The sequence below is a fragment of the Tardiphaga sp. 841_E9_N1_2 genome (assembly GCF_051811065.1).
Taxonomy (GTDB): Bacteria; Pseudomonadota; Alphaproteobacteria; order Rhizobiales; family Xanthobacteraceae; genus Tardiphaga; species Tardiphaga robiniae.
The window spans coordinates 1,093,519-1,112,127 of sequence record NZ_JBPWQC010000001.1 but is presented as its reverse complement, the minus strand read 5'-3'; the positions used below and the strand labels follow the sequence as shown (position 1 = coordinate 1,112,127).

Here is an 18,609-nt window from a genome sequence, read left to right as displayed (position 1 = left end):
GTCGATTTGTCCTAGACGAGGCTTCGCAACTCGCGTGCTGCCGCGACCATGTTGACGAGCGCAGGCCGCACCTCATCCCATTTGCGGGTCTTCAGCCCGCAATCGGGATTGATCCAGAGCTGGGAGTCCGCCAGCCGCTGCCGTGCAAGCTTGAGCAGATCGACCATATCGCGCGTTTCAGGCACCCGCGGCGAGTGGATGTCATAGACCCCGGGACCTATCTCGTTCGGGTACTTGTAGGTCCTGAACGCATCGAGCAGTTCCATCTTCGAACGTGACGTTTCGATGGAGATCACATCGGCATCCATGGCACCGATCGCATCGATGATGTCGTTGAACTCCGAGTAGCACATATGCGTATGGATCTGCGTGTCATCCCGCACGCCTGACGAACAGATGCGGAAGCTCTCCACGGCCCAATCGAGATAGGACTTCCATTCCGATTTGCGCAGCGGAAGCCCTTCGCGGAGTGCCGCTTCGTCGATCTGGATCATACCGGCGCCAGCCTTTTCCAGATCGAGCACCTCATCGCTTATCGCGAGCGCGATCTGGCGACAGGCGACTTCGCGGGGAATGTCGTCACGCACGAATGACCAGTTCAGAATCGTGACGGGCCCTGTCAGCATCGCCTTCATCGGCCGCTCGGTGAGCGACTGCGAGTACTGCCACCATTCGACGGTCATGGGATGCGGCCGGGACACGTCGCCGAACAGCACAGGTGGCCGCACGCAGCGGGAACCGTAGGACTGCACCCAGCCATATTTGGTGAAGGCGAAGCCGGCGAGCTGTTCGCCAAAATACTGTACCATGTCGTTGCGCTCGAACTCGCCATGCACCAACACATCGAGACCGATGTTCTCCTGCCAGCGCACTGCCCTCGCCGTTTGGTTCTGCAGGAACGTCTTGTAGGCGGCATCGCTGAGCGTGCCCCTGACATGGGCCCCGCGAGCGTTTCTCACTTCCGCGGTCTGCGGAAACGAGCCGATGGTCGTGGTCGGAAATGCCGGCAGCTTGAAGCGCCGATGCTGCTCGCTCGCGCGCGTGGCAAAATCGCTGCTGCGACGACGCATAGTCGCATCAACAGAAGCGACGCGTTTGGTGACAGCAAGATCGTGGATCTTCGACGATGCGACCCGCGCGGCTGCCGCCGCATCCGACGCAGCGAGCTTTGCGGCGACATCCGCGCGACTACCAGCCAAGGCGGATCCGAGCGCCGCCAGTTCCTCCATTTTCTGGACTGAAAAGGCCAGCCAGCTTCTGACGTCCGGATCGAGCTCGGTCTCAAGGCCGAGATCAATCGGCACATGTAGCAGCGAACAGGACGGCGCCAGCTCGACGCGATCCCGCCCCAGCAGATCGACCATGGGTTCCAACCCATCGAGCAGACTGGACAGATCGGACCGCCATATATTACGTCCATCGATCACGCCGAGCGAGAGGACCATGTCTTTGGGCGCCTTCGCAGCGACTTCATCGAACTGATCCTGCGCGCGGACCAGATCGAGATGAAGCCCGGCGACAGGGAGCGACAGGGCCAGATCGAGGTTGTCGCCAAGTTCGCCAAAGTACGTGTTCAGCATGATCCTGAGCTGCGGGACCGCTTCCGCAAAAGCAGCGTAAGTCCGCTGCAGCGCCTGCCTTGCGGGCGCGTCGAGATCGAGCACCAGACACGGCTCATCCAGTTGCACCCACTCAGCGCCGCTGTCGGCTAATTCCCCGAGCACCTCGACATAGACGGGCAGCAATCGATCGAGCAGCGTCACCGGGTCGAATGACGCATCCATACTCTTGGCCAGTTTGAGATAGGTCACAGGCCCGACTAGCACAGGTCGTGTCTGATAACCCAGCGATCTCGCCTCCTCGTACTCCTTGATCGGCTTGCGCGATGCGAGACTGAAGGTCTGATCCTGCGCCAGTTCAGGCACCATGAAGTGGTAGTTGGTATCAAACCACTTGGTCATCTCCTGTGCTGGTACGCCTTGCGACGAGTCATGCGCATGAGGGCCGTGCGTACAGGCCTCGTCATGCGCGGCGCCTTGTGATCCACGTGCCATGGCAAAATAGGTCGCGAAGGAAACGTCTCCGCCCTTCCAGCCATAGACTTTGGGAATGGCGCCGACCATGACGCTGGTATCGAGCACCTGATCGTAGAATGAGAAGTCGTTCGACGGCATGACCGTGATCCCGAGCGACTTCTGACGTGCCCAGTTTGCGGCACGCAGCCCGACGCCGACGTCGATCAGCGCATTCTCGTCGATTGCACCGGACCAATAGCTTTCCAGCGCCATCTTGAGCTCACGCCGCGGACCGATCCGTGGCGTGCCCAATGTAGCAACAGGAAGTGAAGTAGCTGATTTTGAAGAAGTAGACTTTGACACAGTAGACATGGCTTAACCCCAATGATTGGGGGCAAAAGGCCAAAGTGACACGTCTGGATTCCACGACGGCAGTCGCGGAATCGCAACCGCACCACCGGGACACCCCGCCCGAGGACGTTTATGTTGTCGAGGCAGGTCTCCTGGCTCGCGGGTCAATGCTGCTGTCCGGCCTTCCCAAAACCTTTGCGGGTCTCAGTGACTTTAATGGACAGCGGCTCACCGCTTACAGTTGCGGGGGCAGCTCCGGCCTTGGCTTAACGCCTCACCGGCTTCCCTCTTAGCTTCGGGCAAACCTTCCCGAAGAACCACGACATGTCCACATATGGGCAACATCGCGCGGCAGTCAACCGAGCTTGCGTGCGCAAGCTGCCCACTCGCAGCAGCGCGTTGAAGATTCCGGAGCTGGAGTGGGCCGCAGCCCCGAGATCAAACGCATCAAGCCCAGCACGAGGCCGGGCTTGCTTAAATGCGAACTACACTTCGTGGATTGCGCTTACGCCCCGTTGAGGAACTGCAGCGGATCGACCGGTGACGAGCCCTTGCGGATCTCGAAGTGAAGCTGCGGCGAAGTAACCTCACCGGACTGGCCGGACTTGCCGATCACCTGACCGCGCTTGATGGTCTCGCCACGCTTCACCATCAGCTCACTCGCATGGGCATATGCGGTGACGTAGCCGTTGGAGTGACGAACGAGGACCAGATTGCCGTAACCCTTCAGCTCGTTGCCGGAATAGGCAACGACGCCATCTTCGGCAGCCTTGATCGGCGTGCCTTCCGGCACGGCGACGTTGATGCCGTCGTTGGACTTGCCATTGGTCTTGGCGCCGTAGCCTGTGACCACGCGGCCGCGCACCGGCCAACGGAACGTCGGCAAAGCGCCGGTTGCGTCAGCGGCTTTAGTCGGCGATTCCGGCGCGATTTCTTCAGGCGTCGTCGTGGCACTTGCCAGACGGGCCTTCTGTGCGGGCTCGGCAGAAGCAACACGGGCCACGGCAGCGGACGTGACCGCGCCAGCCGGAGCAGCCGTCACGGCTGCGACGGGCGCAGCGAGCGGCGCTGCTGCAGGAGCTGCATTGGCCGTACGCGCGCCGGGTACCGTGATCTTGGAGCCAAGCTTCAATTGGGCAGTCGGCGCCAGACCATTGGCGCGCGCGAGTTCGGCGACCGGCACGTTGTTCCGGCGCGAGATGCTCATCAGCGTATCGCCGCGATTGACGAAATGCGTGGTGGACGCGCCGACGGCAGGTTTGCTCGGAGCAGCAGCAACGGCCGGAGTTGCCGCGGCGCCCTGACGCGGAATGATCAGCGACTGACCGGGCGACAGCGCGCGCGGCCCCTTGTAGCCATTGGCCTGCAGGATCGCGGCCGACGAGACGTTGTAGCGCTTCGCCAGACCATCGAGCGTATCGCTGGTGCCGACGATGATCGAGGTGCCGCCATCACGGGCAAGGCCGTTGGTCGCTGCAACCGAGCGCGGCGCCGTGGAGCCGGTGGTTTCGATCGGCGTACGTGCGGGCGGCGGCGTATACATACCGTTGCCGCCCCCGCTGACGGGAGCAGCTGATGCAACCGGACGGGCTGTCGGATAGGACTGCGGCGCCGAGATCGGCGGCGGCAAAGGCTGGGATTGATACTGCGGCTGCGGATTATAGGCCGGACGCTGATATTGTGGCAGTTCCTGGCGCTCGACCGGCGCGCGCGGTGCGCGCTGCGGTACCGAGCCGGTGGTTTCACCTTGCCAGCCAAAGCCACGGGACTGACCTGAGTCAAAATTTGGATTCTGAGATAGCCGTGTCTGCATGTCGGCGCTGCAGCCGGCAAAACCGATAGACATCAGCGCCAGCACCGCGACCTGCGGAGCGCGGCGCGAGTAAAGCAACTCGACAACGCTGGACATTGGTTACTCACTCATACGCAACAAACAACTGAATTGAGTAAACACCGTCTCCGTTACCAAGCCTTTAACCTTGCGACCAACACGTGACAGCCGTTCACGAACTTTTTTCAGAGTTCGCGCGCGATGCCCGGAAGTGCTGGCACAAAACGCACGTCCACGAGGTCCTTTCGCTCCAATCCATCCCCGGTTTTGCGGATCCGGACCAGGGTCTGGACGCCATTGTGAGGACCAACCGGCGCAAGCAGAATACCCCCCTCCTCAAGCCGATCGGTCAGCGCCACTGGCACCTCCTCCACGGCGGCGGTCACGACGATCCGGTCAAACGATCCCAAATTGGCAGCCGGATTGAGGCCATCGCCGAGCATGACCTCGATATTGTGGAGGCCGAGTGCCTCCAACCGGGTCCGGGCGGCATCGGCCAGCGTGCGATAACGCTCAATGCTGAGCACGTCCCGGACGAGCTTCGACAGGATCGCGGCCTGGTAGCCCGATCCCGTGCCGACCTCGAGCACACGGTGACCAGCATTCAATTGCAGCTGTTCGGTCATATAGGCCACCACGAAGGGCTGGCTGATGGTCTGACCGCAGGCAATGGCCAAGGCCGTATCCCGCCAGGCGTGGGCGCGATCGTTCGGCTCGACGAAGCGATCACGCGGAATATCCTCCATTGCGCGCAGCACCAGCCGATCGCTGATCCCACGGCGCCGCAGACCAAGCTGAAACGTCATCTGTTCGGGCGGCTGTCCGACGGTAATCATGGAAATGCCTCACGCAGCACAGGTTAGAAACACTCTCGATCTAGCAAAGATAGATTGATGTATTTCTGCGATCGGAACCGAGATAGCCTAACGACAACTTTTATTGTTCCGCACGCGGAACCAGCAACATACCAGCCTGTTATGGGCGGGGCGCTGAAATCCTGATCTTGCTCTATCTGGTACCGAACACGCGACTGCGTCTTTGGGTCACGAAAATGGCAATGCGTCGAGATTGCGTTCAACCCGGGAATTTGCGATTTTGTTCAGAGGATTGGGGCAAGGAAACCGGCCATGACTGCAACGAACCCGCCGGGCGGCTCCGTCTTCCTGGTCGAAGACGAGGTCATGATCCGCATGATGGTCGCCGATATGCTCGAGGAACTCGGCTACAGCGTGGCCGCCGAAGCCGGTGACATCAACGAAGCGATCAAACTGGCTGGGTCTGCCAAGTTCGACATTGCGATCCTCGACGTCAACGTCAACGGCAAGGTGATTTCGCCGGTCGCGGAAGTGATCGCATCGCGCAACCGCCCGTTCATCTTCGCGACTGGCTACGGCGCGCAAGGCCTGCCGGAAGAATTTCGTGACCGCCCGACGCTGCAGAAGCCGTTCCAGATGGAAACGCTGGCGCAGGTGCTGTCAACGACGCTCAAGGGCGTCGCGGTCTAGGCGAGCCCACTCGCCTATTTCGAACTCTCAGCCAAGCGCCTTGGTCAGCGCTTCGGAGAATACATCATCCGTGCGATCGAGACGCAGCGGCGTGACCGAGACATAGCGCGCAGCAAGGGCTGCGAGATCGGTGCCCTCCAGCGGGGCTTCCGCGGCGACGATGCGCTCGAAACCGATCCAGAAATACGGATTGTTGCGGCCATCGCGCCGCTCATCGACGCGCAGAAAGCCCTGATTGCGCTTGCCCTGCCGGGTGACGACGACACCTTTCACCTCGTCGGCCGCGCAGGCCGGGAAGTTGACGTTGATGACGGTGTTCTTCGGCACGCTCGCTTTGATGACCTTGCGCAGCACGTCAGGTCCGAATTTCAGCGCGGTCTCCCATTGCGGATTGTGACGCGTTTCCATCGAGAATTCCTGGCTTAACGCCACCGACGGAATGCCGAGAATGGTGCCCTCGAGCGCGCCGGCGATAGTACCGGAATAGACCACGTCCTCGGCGACGTTGCGGCCCTTGTTGACGCCGGACAATACGAGATCCGGCTGCTTGTCCTTCAGGATATGACGCGCGCCCATGATGACACAGTCGGTCGGCGTGCCACGCACGGCATAGTGCCGGGGGCCGACTTCGCGCAGCCGCAACGGATCGTTCAGCGACAATGAATGCGACACACCGGACTGATCGAGTTCGGGCGCCACCACCCAGACGTCATCCGACAATTCCTTGGCGATCTGCTCGATGATCTTCAGGCCAGGGGCGTGAATGCCGTCGTCATTGGTGCAGAGAATGCGCATTCGTGAGGTGCCTTTTCGATCGGGAGGGCCGCTGGCCGGCATCGATTCTTGCCAGCATGTGCCCGCTTTTGCCACCCCCATTTTGGGCGCCGCTTGTGCGCTGCCGAGGCTGTCTCGAAGGCGATTTTTCCCGTGAGCCGGAACATTTCGGCGTCGTCGGGATTTTTAACTTAGGTAGGTGAGTGCCAGTTGCGTCTGAAGCATGCGCGCTCGACCCGGATGGCCTTGGTCGCAGCGCCCCACAGGGCGACGGAGATGGCGAAACAGCTCGAACGGGTGTTGATCATCGGATTGGTGGCGATCGTGGTTGTCGCCCTGACGGGGTGGCTGCTGCTTCCCAGATTGGCCGAGACCAAGCCCGATCTCACCCTCAATACGGCGGTGATGGCTACAATACCTGACGAGCTGAGTGAGGAGGACTTTGCCAAACCCACGTCTTCACAACTCGTCAGCGTCCCCGACGCCGCGGAGCTCAACCGTCTCAGCCTTTCCCGCCAATCGTTTCGCCGCGGCGGCCTCGGTTCCAGGGCGCTGATGACGTTTACCGTGCGCAACGCCAACGACTATCCGGTCAAGGACCTCGAAATCGCCTGTGCCTTCCGCAGCCGGGATGGACGCTATGTGACGGAGCGTCGCCGCGTCATCGCGGAGACCGTCAGCACGAAAAGCCGCAAGGCGTTTCCGATGACGCATATGGGCTTTGTCAACATAAAAGCCGAAAAAGCCAAATGCGCGCTGGTCACAGCCAGCCGCGCGTGAGCGGCTGGCGCGCGACGACGCCTAGCCGGCCTGGACGACTTTAAGCCCGCCCATATAAGGCTGCAGCACATCCGGCACGGCAATCGAGCCATCTTCCTGCTGATAGTTTTCCATCACGGCGATCAGCGCGCGACCGACGGCGGTGCCCGAACCATTCAGAGTGTGCACGAAGCGCGGTTTGCCATCCGGCCCGCGCGAGCGCGCATCCATGCGACGCGCCTGGAAATCGCCGCAGACCGAACAGGACGAAATCTCGCGGTAAGCACCGCCGTCGCCCTGGCCCGGCATCCAGACCTCGATGTCGTAGGTCTTCTGCGCAGCAAAACCCATGTCGCCAGTACACAGCGTCATCACGCGGTAATGCAGGCCAAGCCGGCGCAGCACTTCCTCGGCGCAGGACAGCATGCGCTCATGCTCGTTCTTGCTTTCCTCAGGCGTGGTGATCGAAACCAATTCGACCTTGGTGAACTGGTGCTGGCGGATCATGCCACGCGTATCGCGGCCGGCAGCACCAGCCTCGGCGCGGAAGCACGGCGTCAGCGCCGTCATACGCAGCGGCAGCTCTTTTTCTTCAAGGATGGATTCACGAACGAGATTCGTCAGCGGGACTTCGGCGGTCGGGATCAGCCAGTAACCCTGCCCTTCACTACCGATCGCACCGGCGGCGAATTGATCATCGCGAAACTTCGGAAGCTGCGCAGTGCCAAACATCGCATCGTCGCGAACCAAGAGCGGTGGGTTCACTTCCGTGTAGCCATGCTCATTCGTATGCAGATCGAGCATGAACTGCCCGATGGCACGCTCCAGCCGTGCAAGCCCTTTCTTAAGCACGACGAAGCGTGCGCCCGAGAGTTTGGCCGCGGCCTCGAAATCCATGAAGCCCAAGGCTTCGCCGATATCGTAATGAGCTTTCGGCGTGAACGCGTAGTTGCGCCTGGCGCCGAAGTGATGACGCTCGACATTGCCGTGTTCGTCGACACCCTCAGGCACGTCGTCGAGCGGCAGGTTCGGGATTTCGGCAAGCGCGACCTTGAGCTTATCCTCGGCGTTCTTCACCGCGGCTTCCATCGCCGGCATCGTTGTCTTGAGTTCGGTGACCTCGGCCATTAGCGCATTGGCGCGCACCTCGTCCTTGGTCTTCTTGGCTTCACCGATTTCCTTCGAGGCCGCATTGCGCCGGGCTTGCGCCTGCTCGGACGCAAGGATCGCGGTCCGGCGCGCTTCATCGATCGCCAGCAGCGATACCGACAGCGGCGCCAGTCCCCGCCGCTTCAGCGCAGCGTCGAAAGCTTCGGGATTGTCGCGGATCAATTTAATGTCGTGCATGACGGGATTCCTGAGCGAAAGCGGCTCTGAGTACCCCGAATAGCTGGCATTTGGAACATGAAATGGGCCAGCGGCCCGTTAATGCATGCGCTGGAGAGCCGCTAATATACCGATGCCAACCGCGACGATGCCGCCAAGACGTAACGTCATCTGCAGTGAAGATTTCTCGATAGCGGCCTGCAAATCATTCCGTGTGGCAAGCAATCTAGACTCCAGATCCAACTTCACTCCAAGCAAGTCAGATTTCGTCACTAGCTCGGTCATGATGAAATCCCGTGCCGCTTCAGCGTGTGCCTCGGCCTGCTTATCCGCGATCCCCGCTTCGCGGAGACGCTTCGAATAGCCGAGTGTATCAAATGCAAAGGCCACAATCACCTCCACAGCATAAGACCAAACACAACCAAAAGTAGATTGCCGAGGTTGTGATTGCAAGGAGGCGACGCCCCTACTCCGCCGGCGTCACGTCCGTACCAGTCTCCGCAGCCTTGGCCGCAGCCGCCTTTGCCGCATTCTTCTCGACCATGCTGACGGCGATGATCGAGCCTTCGTAGAGGATCAGCAGCGGGATCGCGAGGGAGGCCTGGCTGATGACGTCAGGCGGCGTCAACACGGCCGCGATGACGAAAGCGATGACGATGAAGTAACGACGCTTTTCGCGCAGCTGCTTGGAGGTGAGGATGCCGATGCGGCCGAGCAGCGTCAGGATGACGGGGAGCTGGAAGGCGATTCCGAAGGCGAAAATCAGCGACATCATCAGCGAGAGATATTCGCCGACCTTGGGCAGCAATGCGATCTGCGCGGTCTCGGCGCCGCCGGCCTGCTGCATGCCCAGCGAGAACCGGATCAGCATCGGCAGCACGAGGAAATAGACCAGCAGCGAGCCCAGCGCGAAAAAGATCGGCGTCGCGATCAGATACGGCAGGAATGCGCCCTTCTCGTGCTTGTAGAGGCCGGGCGCCACGAACATGTAGATTTGCGCGGCGATCACGGGGAACGAGATGAAGCCGGCGCCGAACATCGCGAGCTTCAACTGGGTCAGGAAGTATTCCAGCAGCGCGGTGTAGATAAACTTCGAGTTCTCCGGGCCGGCGACCCAGACGAACGGCCAGACCAGCACGTTATAGATCTGCTTGGCGAAGAAGAAGCAGAAGATGAAGGCCACGGCAAATGCGAGCAGCGCCTTGATCAGCCGCGACCGCAGCTCGATCAGGTGATCCATCAAGGGAGCCTTGGAGGCTTCGATATCTTCGGCACTCATGACGCTTTGGCGTCCTTCAGAACGTCGGGACTGGCCGCGTCGGGGGCTGTTGCGCCATCATTGTCGGCAGCGTGGGTTTCGACTGGCGACGGCTGAACTTCCCGGGTAATGGCCAGCGGCTCGTTTACCGCGGCAGTTTCCTGCGCATGCGTTTCGGCCTCAACGAAGGTCTCCGGTGTCGGCAACTCAGGCGTGGTGGGCACGGCCGGAGGCGTATCGAGATTGTCGGCCTTGTCGATGGCCATAGCGTCACTGACGTCCTTGGTCAGCGAGGTCATGATATTATTGGTGGTGAAGCCGGAGGCGGCGTCCTTCACGTCGTCGAAGGCCTTCTTGACGTCGGCCATTTCGGCTTCGCGCATCGCCTCGTTGAACTGGCCCTGGAATTCCGAGGCCATCTTGCGGGCCTTGCCCATCCACTGCCCGACCATGCGCAGCACGCCGGGTAGTTCTTTCGGGCCGATGGCGATCAGCGCGACGACGGCGATGACGACCAGTTCACTCCACCCGATGTCGAACATGTAAAAATCCGCTCACGCGAGGCTGGACAAGCCCGCGTCTCCTTCAATGGCCGCCGCGATCCCTCAGGACAATCCCTTCGGAACCTCAGACAACCTTGCTGCCGACGTCCGTACGGTTGGCGGTCGGCGCCGGCGGGGTCTGGTCGATAGTGCGGACCGGCTCGGTCGGCTTGTCTGCCGGCTTGTCGTCGTCCGCCATGCCCTTCTTGAAGGCCTTGATGCCCTGCGCAACGTCGCCCATCAGGTCGGAAATCTTGCCGCGCCCGAACAACAGCAGGACCACTCCGATCACGACGATCCAGTGCCAAATGCTGAGTGAACCCATCCTGCTAACCCTCCAAACACGCGGCCAGTCGCCCGGCCTGATCTGACCGGAACGTAGGCTGCGGGGGTGTCAAAAACAAGGACTTAACCCTCGTGGAATCGCGGATGTCGCGGCGCAATGCCGCGAGCGTTAATGCCGCGATCAGTGCTTGCGGTCGTCGTCCCGGTCGGTTGCGTCCGGCTCAGCGTCATCCGGCTCATCTTCGTCCTGATCGTCCTCGTCGAGCTCGTCGTCTTCCGCGTCGTCGGAATCGTCTTCATCGTCGTCGAGTTCGGCCGTTTCGGGCTCAGCGGTCTCGTCTTCATCCGACTCGGACTCTGCGACTTCAGCCGCTTCGGCCTCGCCTTGCTCGGGCTCGATCACGTCGAGATCACGCGCTTCAAGTTCCGCGACCTCGGCCGCTTCGCTCTCTGGCTCCACAACATCTGCCGTTTCAGTGAATTCGGCCTTGGCCTCGGCAAATGCCTGGGCCTCACCAGCGTATCCGACAGTCCCGGCTTCGGGCTCCTTGAGCTGCAGTTCGGGGAATTCCGGATCGGGTGCCGACAGCGCCAGTTCCAGTTCGCCGCCCTCCAGCGGATCCTCGTCCTCGCGGAGCGTCGGATCGTCGGACGGATTGGGCACGCTGAAGCCGGACGGCAGCCGCGAATCCAGCAGACCCGTGCCCTTTAGTTCCTCAAGACCCGGCAGATCGCCGAGTGCCTCAAGACTGAACTGCGACAGGAAGCTCTCGGTGGTACCGAAGGTCAGCGGACGGCCCGGCGTCTTGCGACGGCCGCGCGGCTTGATCCAGCCGGTTTCCAACAGCACGTCGAGCGTGCCCTTGGAGGTGATGACGCCGCGAATATCTTCGATTTCGGCGCGGGTCACCGGCTGGTGATAGGCAACGATGGCGAGCACTTCGATCGCCGCACGCGACAGCTTGCGGGTTTCGGTGGTCTCGCGGGTCATCAGCCAGGACAGGTCACCGGCGGTGCGGAACGTCCATTTGTTGGCGACACGGACCAGATTGACGCCGCGCATGGCGTAATCGGCCTGCAACTGCGCCAGTGCCGCCTTGATATCGACGCCATCCGGCATGCGCTTGGCCAGCGCGGATTGGTCGAGCGGCTCGGTGGATGCGAACAACAGCGCTTCGAGCAGGCGCAATTCTTCTGGGCGCGCCTCCGACTGGACCTCGGATTGTCCCTCGGACTGCACGATCTGATCCTCGACATCGTCGATGCGTTTCTCGGCGAGGCTTGCCATGTCTGGATCTCCTTCTTCCACTTACTCGGCCGGAACTTCCGGCTCCACCTGCACAGGCTGGGCGATGTGCTTGCGGAAATACAAAGGCGCGAATGCTTCTTTCTGGCTGAGGTCGAGCGTGCCCTCACGGACCAGTTCAAGCGCAGCTGCAAAACTCGAGGCCATCACCGTCGCGCGCTGCGCGGGGTCGGCGACATAGGCCAGCAGATATTCATCGAGACGGCTCCAGTCCTCTGCCATGCCGACCAACCGTTCCAGCGAGGCGCGCGCTTCGCTCAGCGACCAAACGGTGCGCTTGGCGAGATGGACGCGCGTCAGCACGCGAGCCTGGCGCTGGGTCGCATAAGCTGACAGCAGATCGTAAAGCGTCGCCGTGAAGCGCGGATGCTTCACTTCGGCGATCGACTCGGGAACGCCACGCGGGAAGATGTCGCGGTTGAGCTGCGGCCGGGTCATCAGCCTGTTCGAGGCTTCGCGGATGGCTTCGAGGCGGCGCAGCCGGTTGGCCAGCGCGGTCGCCATATCCTCGGCGCTCGGGCCTTCGCCCGGCACCGTCGTATCCGGCAGCAGCAGGCGCGACTTCAGGAATGCCAGCCACGCCGCCATCACCAGATAGTCGGCAGCCAGTTCCAGACGGATCTTCCGCGCGGCTTCGATGAACAGCAGATACTGGTCGGCCAGCGCGAGGATCGAAATCTTGTGCAGGTCGACCTTCTGTTGCCGCGCAAGCGCGAGCAATAGGTCGAGCGGGCCTTCGTAACCTTCGACGTCGACGACCAGCGACGGCTCGTCATCGGGAACGACCTCTGCCGGCAGGCCGGTTTCAAACGACAAAATCTCAGCGCTCATGCACTAGCTCCTGCTCGAGCGATCAAGGCGTCCAGTTCGGCGCGGCCGGCGGTACGGTCGAACGGCTGCGGCTGACGGCGAGCAGCAAGAGCCGCCTTGGCTCGCTCAAGCGCCTTCCCGGCCAGAACCGGGGTCTCGCTGACGACGTCACGCATCTCGTCCAGCTTGCCGTTGCAATGCAGGACCATGTCGCACCCGGCGCTGACGATCGCCCGCGTGCGTTCCGCGATCGATCCCGCCAGAGCATTCATGGACACGTCATCACTCATCAACAAACCTTGGAACCCGATACTGCCGCGAATCACCTGCTCGATAATTGTCGCAGAAGTCGTGGCCGGTTGGGTGGCGTCCAGAGCGCTAAACACAACATGTGCAGTCATCGCCATCGGCAGGTCGGCTAGCGGACGAAACGCTTCGAAATCAGAGGCTTCGAGCTCACTCTTCGCGTTATCTACGATCGGCAACTTGAAATGGGTGTCGGCCGTGGCCCGACCATGGCCGGGAATGTGTTTGAGCACTGGTAGAATGCCACCCTGCGACAGCCCTTCGGTCACCGCGCGGGCGATGGTCGCGACCTTGCCTGGCGTGGTGCCGTAGGCGCGATTGCCGATCACGGCATCAGCGCCCTCCACTGGGACGTCCGCCAACGGCAGGCAGTCCACGGTGATGCCGAGGTCCACAAGGTCACTCGCAATGAGCCGTGAACTGAGCCAGGCAGCCCTGAGGCCTGCTTCCGGGTCCGCGTCATAGAGCGTGCCGAACACAGCACCGGGCGGATAGACCGGCCAGTGCGGCGGTCCCAGACGCTGCACACGCCCGCCTTCTTGGTCGATCAGGACCGGCGCATCGAGATCACCGGTCGTGCCGCGTAAATCTTCTACAAGTCGAGCGACTTGGGCGGGATTATCAATATTACGCTTGAAGAGAATGAAGCCCCACGGCCGTTCTGCGCGCAAAAATGCGCGCTCTTCAGCGGTCAGCTCCAGCCCAGATACACCGGTGATGAATGCGCGTGTGCTCATGGGGCCGATTAGCCCCCATCAACGCCCAGGGTCAAGGAAACGGCCGTTAATTCCTTTGGACGACGCACTGTCCGCCGGCAGATTTCAGGTTCCCGCAGACCTGCGAGGCTTCTTCCTGCGAGCCGAACGGTCCGACCATGGCCCGATAATAGGTCCCCTTGTCGCCAAGGTCGGCCTTCTTGATCAACGGCGCACGCGATCCCAGCACCGAGGGGAACTTGGTCTGCAGGGCGCGGAACGACGCCTGCGCATCACCCTCCGACCGCTGGGACGATACCTGGACCACATAGCTGCCGCCGGAGGCGACCGGGGCCGCCTGCTGGGTCGGGTTGGTCGAGGCCATACGTGAGGGCGCCGGTGGAGCGGCTGCAGCCGGAGGCGCAGCCTGCGGCGACAGTGACATCGGGGCATTGGCTGATGCGTTGGCATTGGTCGCGCGCGGTGCCGCAGCGGGCGCGGCTGCAGGAACCGCTGCCGGAGCGGCGATGCGGGCCGGCGCCTGACGCGCGGCCGGTGTGGCTCCGGCGTCGGACTGGTCACCCTTGACGGCGAAAGTACGGATCTTGCGGGGCTCATCGCCCTGCATCGCGCCATTGCCGACCATCGGCTTGTTGGATGGCGACACGCTGGCGGTGGATGGCGGGTTGGCGTTCTGGTTCAGCGGCGGGAACACCACACGCGGACCAGCCTTGGTGGCATCCTGCACGTTGACGGGCTGCTCTTCGCGCGACACCAACCGCTCGGGGGCTGCGCCGCCGAGACGATCTTGAATCGGCTTGCCGTCGGCCGCGGCTGTCGCCGACGGCGGGACGATCTTGTTTGGACCGGGCTCGGCCTTGATCACCGGCGGTTCGCCAGTGCGCGCCGACCCCATAAATGTACGATAGGCGAAGGCAGCACCGGTACCGACTACGGCCAGCGCCAGCACGACGGCGACGGTCGCCATGCCACCGCGACGCTTCGGCGCCTCTTCCTGCTCGGCATAGCCGTCCTGATAGGCGTAAGGATCGTCCTGGTATTGATCGTCGTGCGGATGCTGGGCCTGTGCGCCATCGGCGTGGCCATACAGCGCATCGTCATAACGATTGGGATCATGCGGCGCGTGAGCCTGGTCGTACTGGCCCTGATAGTCCTGCGCCTGATGATCCGTATGCGCGGCAAATGCCGGCGCCTGATGATAATCGGCCTCCGGCTGCAGATGCTGCGGCTCCTGATGCTGAGCGCCGTAACGCTGCACTGGATGAAGATTTTCGAATTCCTGCTGCTGCGGCTCGTGGGCTGCTGCACGCTGCATCCATGGCGGCGGGCCGGGCTGCGCGGGTTCTTCCTCATATTCCGGCTCGTCCTGATAGGCCGGTTCAGCCTGGCGCGGCGCAGGCGCAGGGCGGCTGTTGCTCGCGAACGGGTCGGTTTGCCCGATCAGCCGCGCGAGTTCGGCGAGCGGATCGCCCTCGCCCTTCGTCCGCGATTGAGCGTCGCGGCCGTAATCGTCATCCGCTGGGAAAGGTCGGTTCTGGTATCGATTAGCCATTGTGATGTCGCATCCCCTTCGGGAAAGCCGCCAACCCGCTTTTCAAACGAAACAGCTGCTATCAAGAACCACCCACAGATCCCCATGTGAGCGGCCGTCCCCCTGTCTACCGCATCTCGTCCGGTGCGGTGACGCCGAGAACGGCGAGGCCCGAAGCCAAGACTGAGACGACGCTCTGGACGAGTGCCAATCGCGCTTTGGTAAGTTCTGCATCATTAGTGATAATGAAGCGTAAATGAGGCATATCCCGTCCGCGCGTCCAGAGCGCATGAAATTCGCTGGCGAGATCATACAGATAGAAAGCGATGCGGTGCGGCTCATGCGCCGTAGCCGCCGATTCTATCATCCGTGGGTACAATGCTAACTGCCGCATCAGGCCCAGCTCGGCGATATCGTCGAGCCGCTCCATCACCGCGTCTTTCAGATAGGCAATGCGCGCCTCGGTTTCCAGAGGCAGGTCGGCCAGCATCTCCCGCGCATTGCGGAAGATCGAATGGCCGCGGGCATGCCCGTACTGGACGTAGAAAACCGGATTGTCCTTGGACTGCTCGATCACCTTGGCGAGGTCGAAATCCAGCACCGCGTCGTTCTTGCGGAAGAGCATCATGAAGCGCACTGCGTCGGAGCCGACCTCGTCGACCACTTCGCGCAGGGTGACAAAATCGCCGGAGCGCTTCGACATCTTCACCGGCTCGCCGTTACGCAGCAGCTTCACAAGCTGCACGATCTTGACGTCGAGCTCGGCCTTCCCTGCCGTTACCGCCTTGATCGCCGCCTGCACACGCTTGATGTAGCCGCCGTGATCGGCGCCCCAGACGTCGACCATGTTGAGGAAGCCGCGGTCGAACTTGGTCTTGTGATAGGCGATATCGGACGCAAAATACGTGTAGCCGCCGTCCGACTTCAGAAGCGGGCGATCGACGTCGTCACCATAGGCGGTGGCGCGGAACAGGGTCTGCTCGCGGTCTTCGTAGTCGTCGATCGGCTTGCCCTTCGGCGGCGGCAAACGGCCCTCATAGACGTCGCCCTTGGCGCGCAGGAAATCGATGGTCGCGCCGACCATATCGGTACTACCTGCGATCAGCGAACGCTCGGAGAAGAACACTTCGTGGGAGATGTTCAGTGCGGCGAGATCGCCCTTGATCATCTCCATCATCATGGAAATGGCCTTGGCGCGCGTGATCGGCAGCCACTTGTCCTCGGGCATCTGGTTCAGCGCAGCGCCGTACTCAGCCACGAGCGCCTGCCCCACCGGCACCAGATAGTCGCCGGGATACAAGCCTTCCGGAATATCGCCGATGGCTTCGCCGAGCGCCTCGCGGTAACGCAAATGCGCGGAGCGCGCGAGTACGTCGACCTGCGCACCGGCGTCGTTGATGTAGTATTCGCGGGTAACGTCATAACCGGCGCAATCGAGCAGACTCGCCAGCGCATCGCCGAATACGGCGCCGCGGCAATGGCCAACATGCATCGGTCCCGTCGGATTGGCCGAGACGTATTCGACATTGACCTTCTCACCGGCTCCGACCGCGCTCCGGCCATACGAGGCACCGTCGCGCAACACCGCGCGCAGCGCATCGGCCCAGGCCGACGACTTCAGCGTGAGATTGATGAAGCCGGGTCCGGCGACATCCACCGACGTCACCAGATCGTCTTCGCGCAGCTTCGCAGCGATAGCGTCAGCCAGATCGCGCGGCTTGGCTTTCGCCTCTTTCGCCAGCACCATCGCGGCATTGCTCGCCATGTCGCCATGCGACACATCCTTGGTCGGCTCGACGACGACGCGCGACAGATCGATGCCGGCGGGCAACACGCCTTCACTGACGAGGGCGTTGCAGATCGCGTGAACGCGCGCGAGCACGTTGGCGAACAGATGCGGGGTCGGAACAGTCGAGGCCATGGCGATACGGGAACCAGCTTGCGCCGGAGGATTCCGGCAGGATTGCATCAGGATGGAATAGCGGTTTCGGGGGCGCTCCGCCAATTCTTTGACGGCCGATCCGCCAAGTGGGCAAGGACCGAAATCTGTAGCCCCGAAAGGCACTTAGAAGCCTTCGCCTAACGCAATTCGGGGGTCGAGTCAAAGAGCCGGATATGTTCGGTGATGGCAAAACGGTCGGTCATCCCGGCAATGAAATTGCCGATCCGGCGCGCCTGTTCGCCCTCCGATTCTGGCTCGGCGCCTTGAGGGGGCAGCCATTCAGGCGGCAGATCCTCGGGCGCGCGCTGATAGCGTGCGAACAGGTCGGTAACCAGACATTCGGCCTCGACCATCACCCGCATGACACGCTCATGGCGATACATGTGCTGCCAGAGGAAGGCCTTGATCCCAGCTTCGGCTTCTGCCGCGTCGGCACGAAACGCGACGAGCTTGCGCCCGCCGCGGCGAATGTCCTCCGCGGATTGCGGCAACAACGCGGCTAGTCGTTGTTCCGTCTCGCCGACGACCGCACCGATCAGATAGGAAATCAGCTCGCGCACCAGTTCGGCGCCGCGGCGGCTCTCATCGAGACCGGGATAGCGCGTGTCGATCTTGGCGATCATGTCTTGCGTGAGCGACATCGCCTTGAGGTCATCGACGGTGAACAGCCCGGCGCGCAATCCGTCATCGATGTCATGAGCGTTGTAAGCGATATCATCGGCAATCGCCGCAACCTGAGCTTCCAGCGAAGCGAAGCTCGACAGCTCCAGATCAAAGGTGCGGTCATATTCGGTGATCCCGAAGGGCACGCCATGGGTGGCATAACGTCCCACGGGAGCGCCTGACGCGTCCGTCAGCGGCCCGTTGTGCTTGACGATGCCTTCGAGGGTTTCCCAGGTCAGGTTGAGGCCATCGAATTCCGGATAGCGATGCTCAAGCGACGTGACGAGGCGCAGGGTCTGGGCGTTGTGATCGAAGCCGCCATGGGCCTCAAGACAGGCGTCCAGCGCCCGCTCGCCGGCATGGCCGAACGGCGGATGGCCGATATCATGGGCCAGTGCCAGGGTCTCGGTCAGATCCTCGTCGAGCCCCAGTTGCCGGGCCACGGCGCGGGCGATCTGCGCCACTTCCAACGTGTGGGTGAGACGGGTGCGGTAATGATCGCCCTCATGGAACACGAAGACCTGGGTCTTGTGCTTCAGCCGGCGAAACGCAGTCGAGTGGATGACCCGGTCGCAATCCCGGCGAAACGCGCTGCGGGTCCGGCTCGGAGCCTCGGAAAACAGCCGTCCGCGGCTGCGATCGGGGTCGCAGGCATAGGGTGCGCGGGAAGCAGCCATTCCGACCGACAC

Annotated in this window: 17 protein-coding genes and 1 riboswitch; of the genes, 2 read left to right on the top strand and 15 right to left on the bottom strand. The window is 62.1% G+C overall.

The features are described from left to right. Positions 1 to 11: 11 nt before the first annotated feature. The 3 genes from metE to AB8A50_RS05210 all read right to left on the bottom strand — a co-directional run bounded on the left by metE (position 12) and on the right by AB8A50_RS05210 (position 5,033). Positions 12 to 2,387 (bottom strand): 5-methyltetrahydropteroyltriglutamate--homocysteine S-methyltransferase, encoded by a 2,376-nt coding sequence (gene metE, locus AB8A50_RS05220; protein WP_439077076.1) that lies wholly within the window; start codon positions 2,385 to 2,387, stop codon positions 12 to 14. A 104-nt stretch (positions 2,388 to 2,491) separates the two neighbouring features. Continuing rightward, a riboswitch (cobalamin riboswitch) is annotated at positions 2,492 to 2,703 on the bottom strand. Between the two features lie 168 nt (positions 2,704 to 2,871). Next, positions 2,872 to 4,275 carry a peptidoglycan DD-metalloendopeptidase family protein gene (locus tag AB8A50_RS05215; protein ID WP_439077075.1) on the bottom strand — a complete coding sequence of 468 codons (1,404 nt, stop codon included), beginning with the start codon at positions 4,273 to 4,275 and terminating at the stop codon, positions 2,872 to 2,874. A 107-nt stretch (positions 4,276 to 4,382) separates the two neighbouring features. Next, positions 4,383 to 5,033, bottom strand: a complete 651-nt coding sequence (locus tag AB8A50_RS05210; protein ID WP_439077074.1) for a protein-L-isoaspartate(D-aspartate) O-methyltransferase — start codon at positions 5,031 to 5,033, stop codon at positions 4,383 to 4,385. Positions 5,034 to 5,324: 291 nt separating this feature from the next. On the opposite strand from AB8A50_RS05210, the gene AB8A50_RS05205 reads away from it, so the two are divergent. Next, positions 5,325 to 5,702, top strand: a complete 378-nt coding sequence (locus AB8A50_RS05205) for a response regulator (protein WP_120289904.1) — start codon at positions 5,325 to 5,327, stop codon at positions 5,700 to 5,702. A gap of 27 nt (positions 5,703 to 5,729) precedes the next feature. Here AB8A50_RS05205 and surE read toward each other — a convergent pair whose 3' ends face one another. Beyond that, positions 5,730 to 6,497 carry a 5'/3'-nucleotidase SurE gene (gene surE, locus AB8A50_RS05200; RefSeq protein WP_089264478.1) on the bottom strand — a complete coding sequence of 256 codons (768 nt, stop codon included), beginning with the start codon at positions 6,495 to 6,497 and terminating at the stop codon, positions 5,730 to 5,732. A 255-nt stretch (positions 6,498 to 6,752) separates the two neighbouring features. On the opposite strand from surE, the gene AB8A50_RS05195 reads away from it, so the two are divergent. Further along, the gene (locus AB8A50_RS05195; protein ID WP_439077073.1) at positions 6,753 to 7,256 is read left to right on the top strand and encodes a hypothetical protein; all 504 of its coding nucleotides are present in this window, start codon (positions 6,753 to 6,755) and stop codon (positions 7,254 to 7,256) included. A 21-nt stretch (positions 7,257 to 7,277) separates the two neighbouring features. Here the strand turns inward: AB8A50_RS05195 and serS are convergent, their stop codons facing one another. From serS to AB8A50_RS05140, 11 genes are all read right to left on the bottom strand, one after another. Beyond that, on the bottom strand, positions 7,278 to 8,582 hold the full coding sequence (gene serS, locus AB8A50_RS05190) for a serine--tRNA ligase (protein ID WP_309943968.1): 1,305 nt from the start codon (positions 8,580 to 8,582) through the stop codon (positions 7,278 to 7,280). 78 nt (positions 8,583 to 8,660) lie between these two features. Continuing rightward, on the bottom strand, positions 8,661 to 8,951 hold the full coding sequence (locus AB8A50_RS05185) for a hypothetical protein (RefSeq protein ID WP_089264720.1): 291 nt from the start codon (positions 8,949 to 8,951) through the stop codon (positions 8,661 to 8,663). A 76-nt stretch (positions 8,952 to 9,027) separates the two neighbouring features. Further along, a complete protein-coding gene (gene tatC, locus AB8A50_RS05180; RefSeq protein WP_315841923.1) occupies positions 9,028 to 9,840 on the bottom strand; it encodes a twin-arginine translocase subunit TatC in 813 nt (270 codons plus the stop codon). Beyond that, positions 9,837 to 10,361, bottom strand: a complete 525-nt coding sequence (tatB, locus tag AB8A50_RS05175) for a Sec-independent protein translocase protein TatB (RefSeq protein ID WP_439077072.1) — start codon at positions 10,359 to 10,361, stop codon at positions 9,837 to 9,839. The genes tatC and tatB overlap by 4 nt, the downstream gene beginning before the upstream one ends. Positions 10,362 to 10,446: 85 nt before the next feature. Further along, positions 10,447 to 10,686, bottom strand: a complete 240-nt coding sequence (locus AB8A50_RS05170) for a twin-arginine translocase TatA/TatE family subunit (RefSeq protein ID WP_068730798.1) — start codon at positions 10,684 to 10,686, stop codon at positions 10,447 to 10,449. A gap of 141 nt (positions 10,687 to 10,827) precedes the next feature. Next, on the bottom strand, positions 10,828 to 11,934 hold the full coding sequence (gene scpB / locus AB8A50_RS05165) for an SMC-Scp complex subunit ScpB (RefSeq protein WP_439077071.1): 1,107 nt from the start codon (positions 11,932 to 11,934) through the stop codon (positions 10,828 to 10,830). 21 nt (positions 11,935 to 11,955) lie between these two features. After that, the gene (locus AB8A50_RS05160; protein ID WP_093758709.1) at positions 11,956 to 12,783 is read right to left on the bottom strand and encodes a segregation and condensation protein A; all 828 of its coding nucleotides are present in this window, start codon (positions 12,781 to 12,783) and stop codon (positions 11,956 to 11,958) included. Continuing rightward, on the bottom strand, positions 12,780 to 13,805 hold the full coding sequence (gene nagZ / locus AB8A50_RS05155) for a beta-N-acetylhexosaminidase (protein ID WP_439077070.1): 1,026 nt from the start codon (positions 13,803 to 13,805) through the stop codon (positions 12,780 to 12,782). The genes AB8A50_RS05160 and nagZ overlap by 4 nt, the downstream gene beginning before the upstream one ends. 46 nt (positions 13,806 to 13,851) lie before the next feature. Next, entirely contained in the window at positions 13,852 to 15,336 is a 1,485-nt protein-coding gene (locus AB8A50_RS05150) for an SPOR domain-containing protein (protein ID WP_439077069.1), read from the bottom strand. Positions 15,337 to 15,442: 106 nt separating this feature from the next. Further along, a complete protein-coding gene (gene argS / locus AB8A50_RS05145) occupies positions 15,443 to 17,236 on the bottom strand; it encodes an arginine--tRNA ligase (RefSeq protein ID WP_439077068.1) in 1,794 nt (597 codons plus the stop codon). A 158-nt stretch (positions 17,237 to 17,394) separates the two neighbouring features. Next, positions 17,395 to 18,609: a deoxyguanosinetriphosphate triphosphohydrolase gene (locus AB8A50_RS05140; RefSeq protein ID WP_439077067.1), complete on the bottom strand. Its 1,215-nt coding sequence runs from the start codon at positions 18,607 to 18,609 to the stop codon at positions 17,395 to 17,397.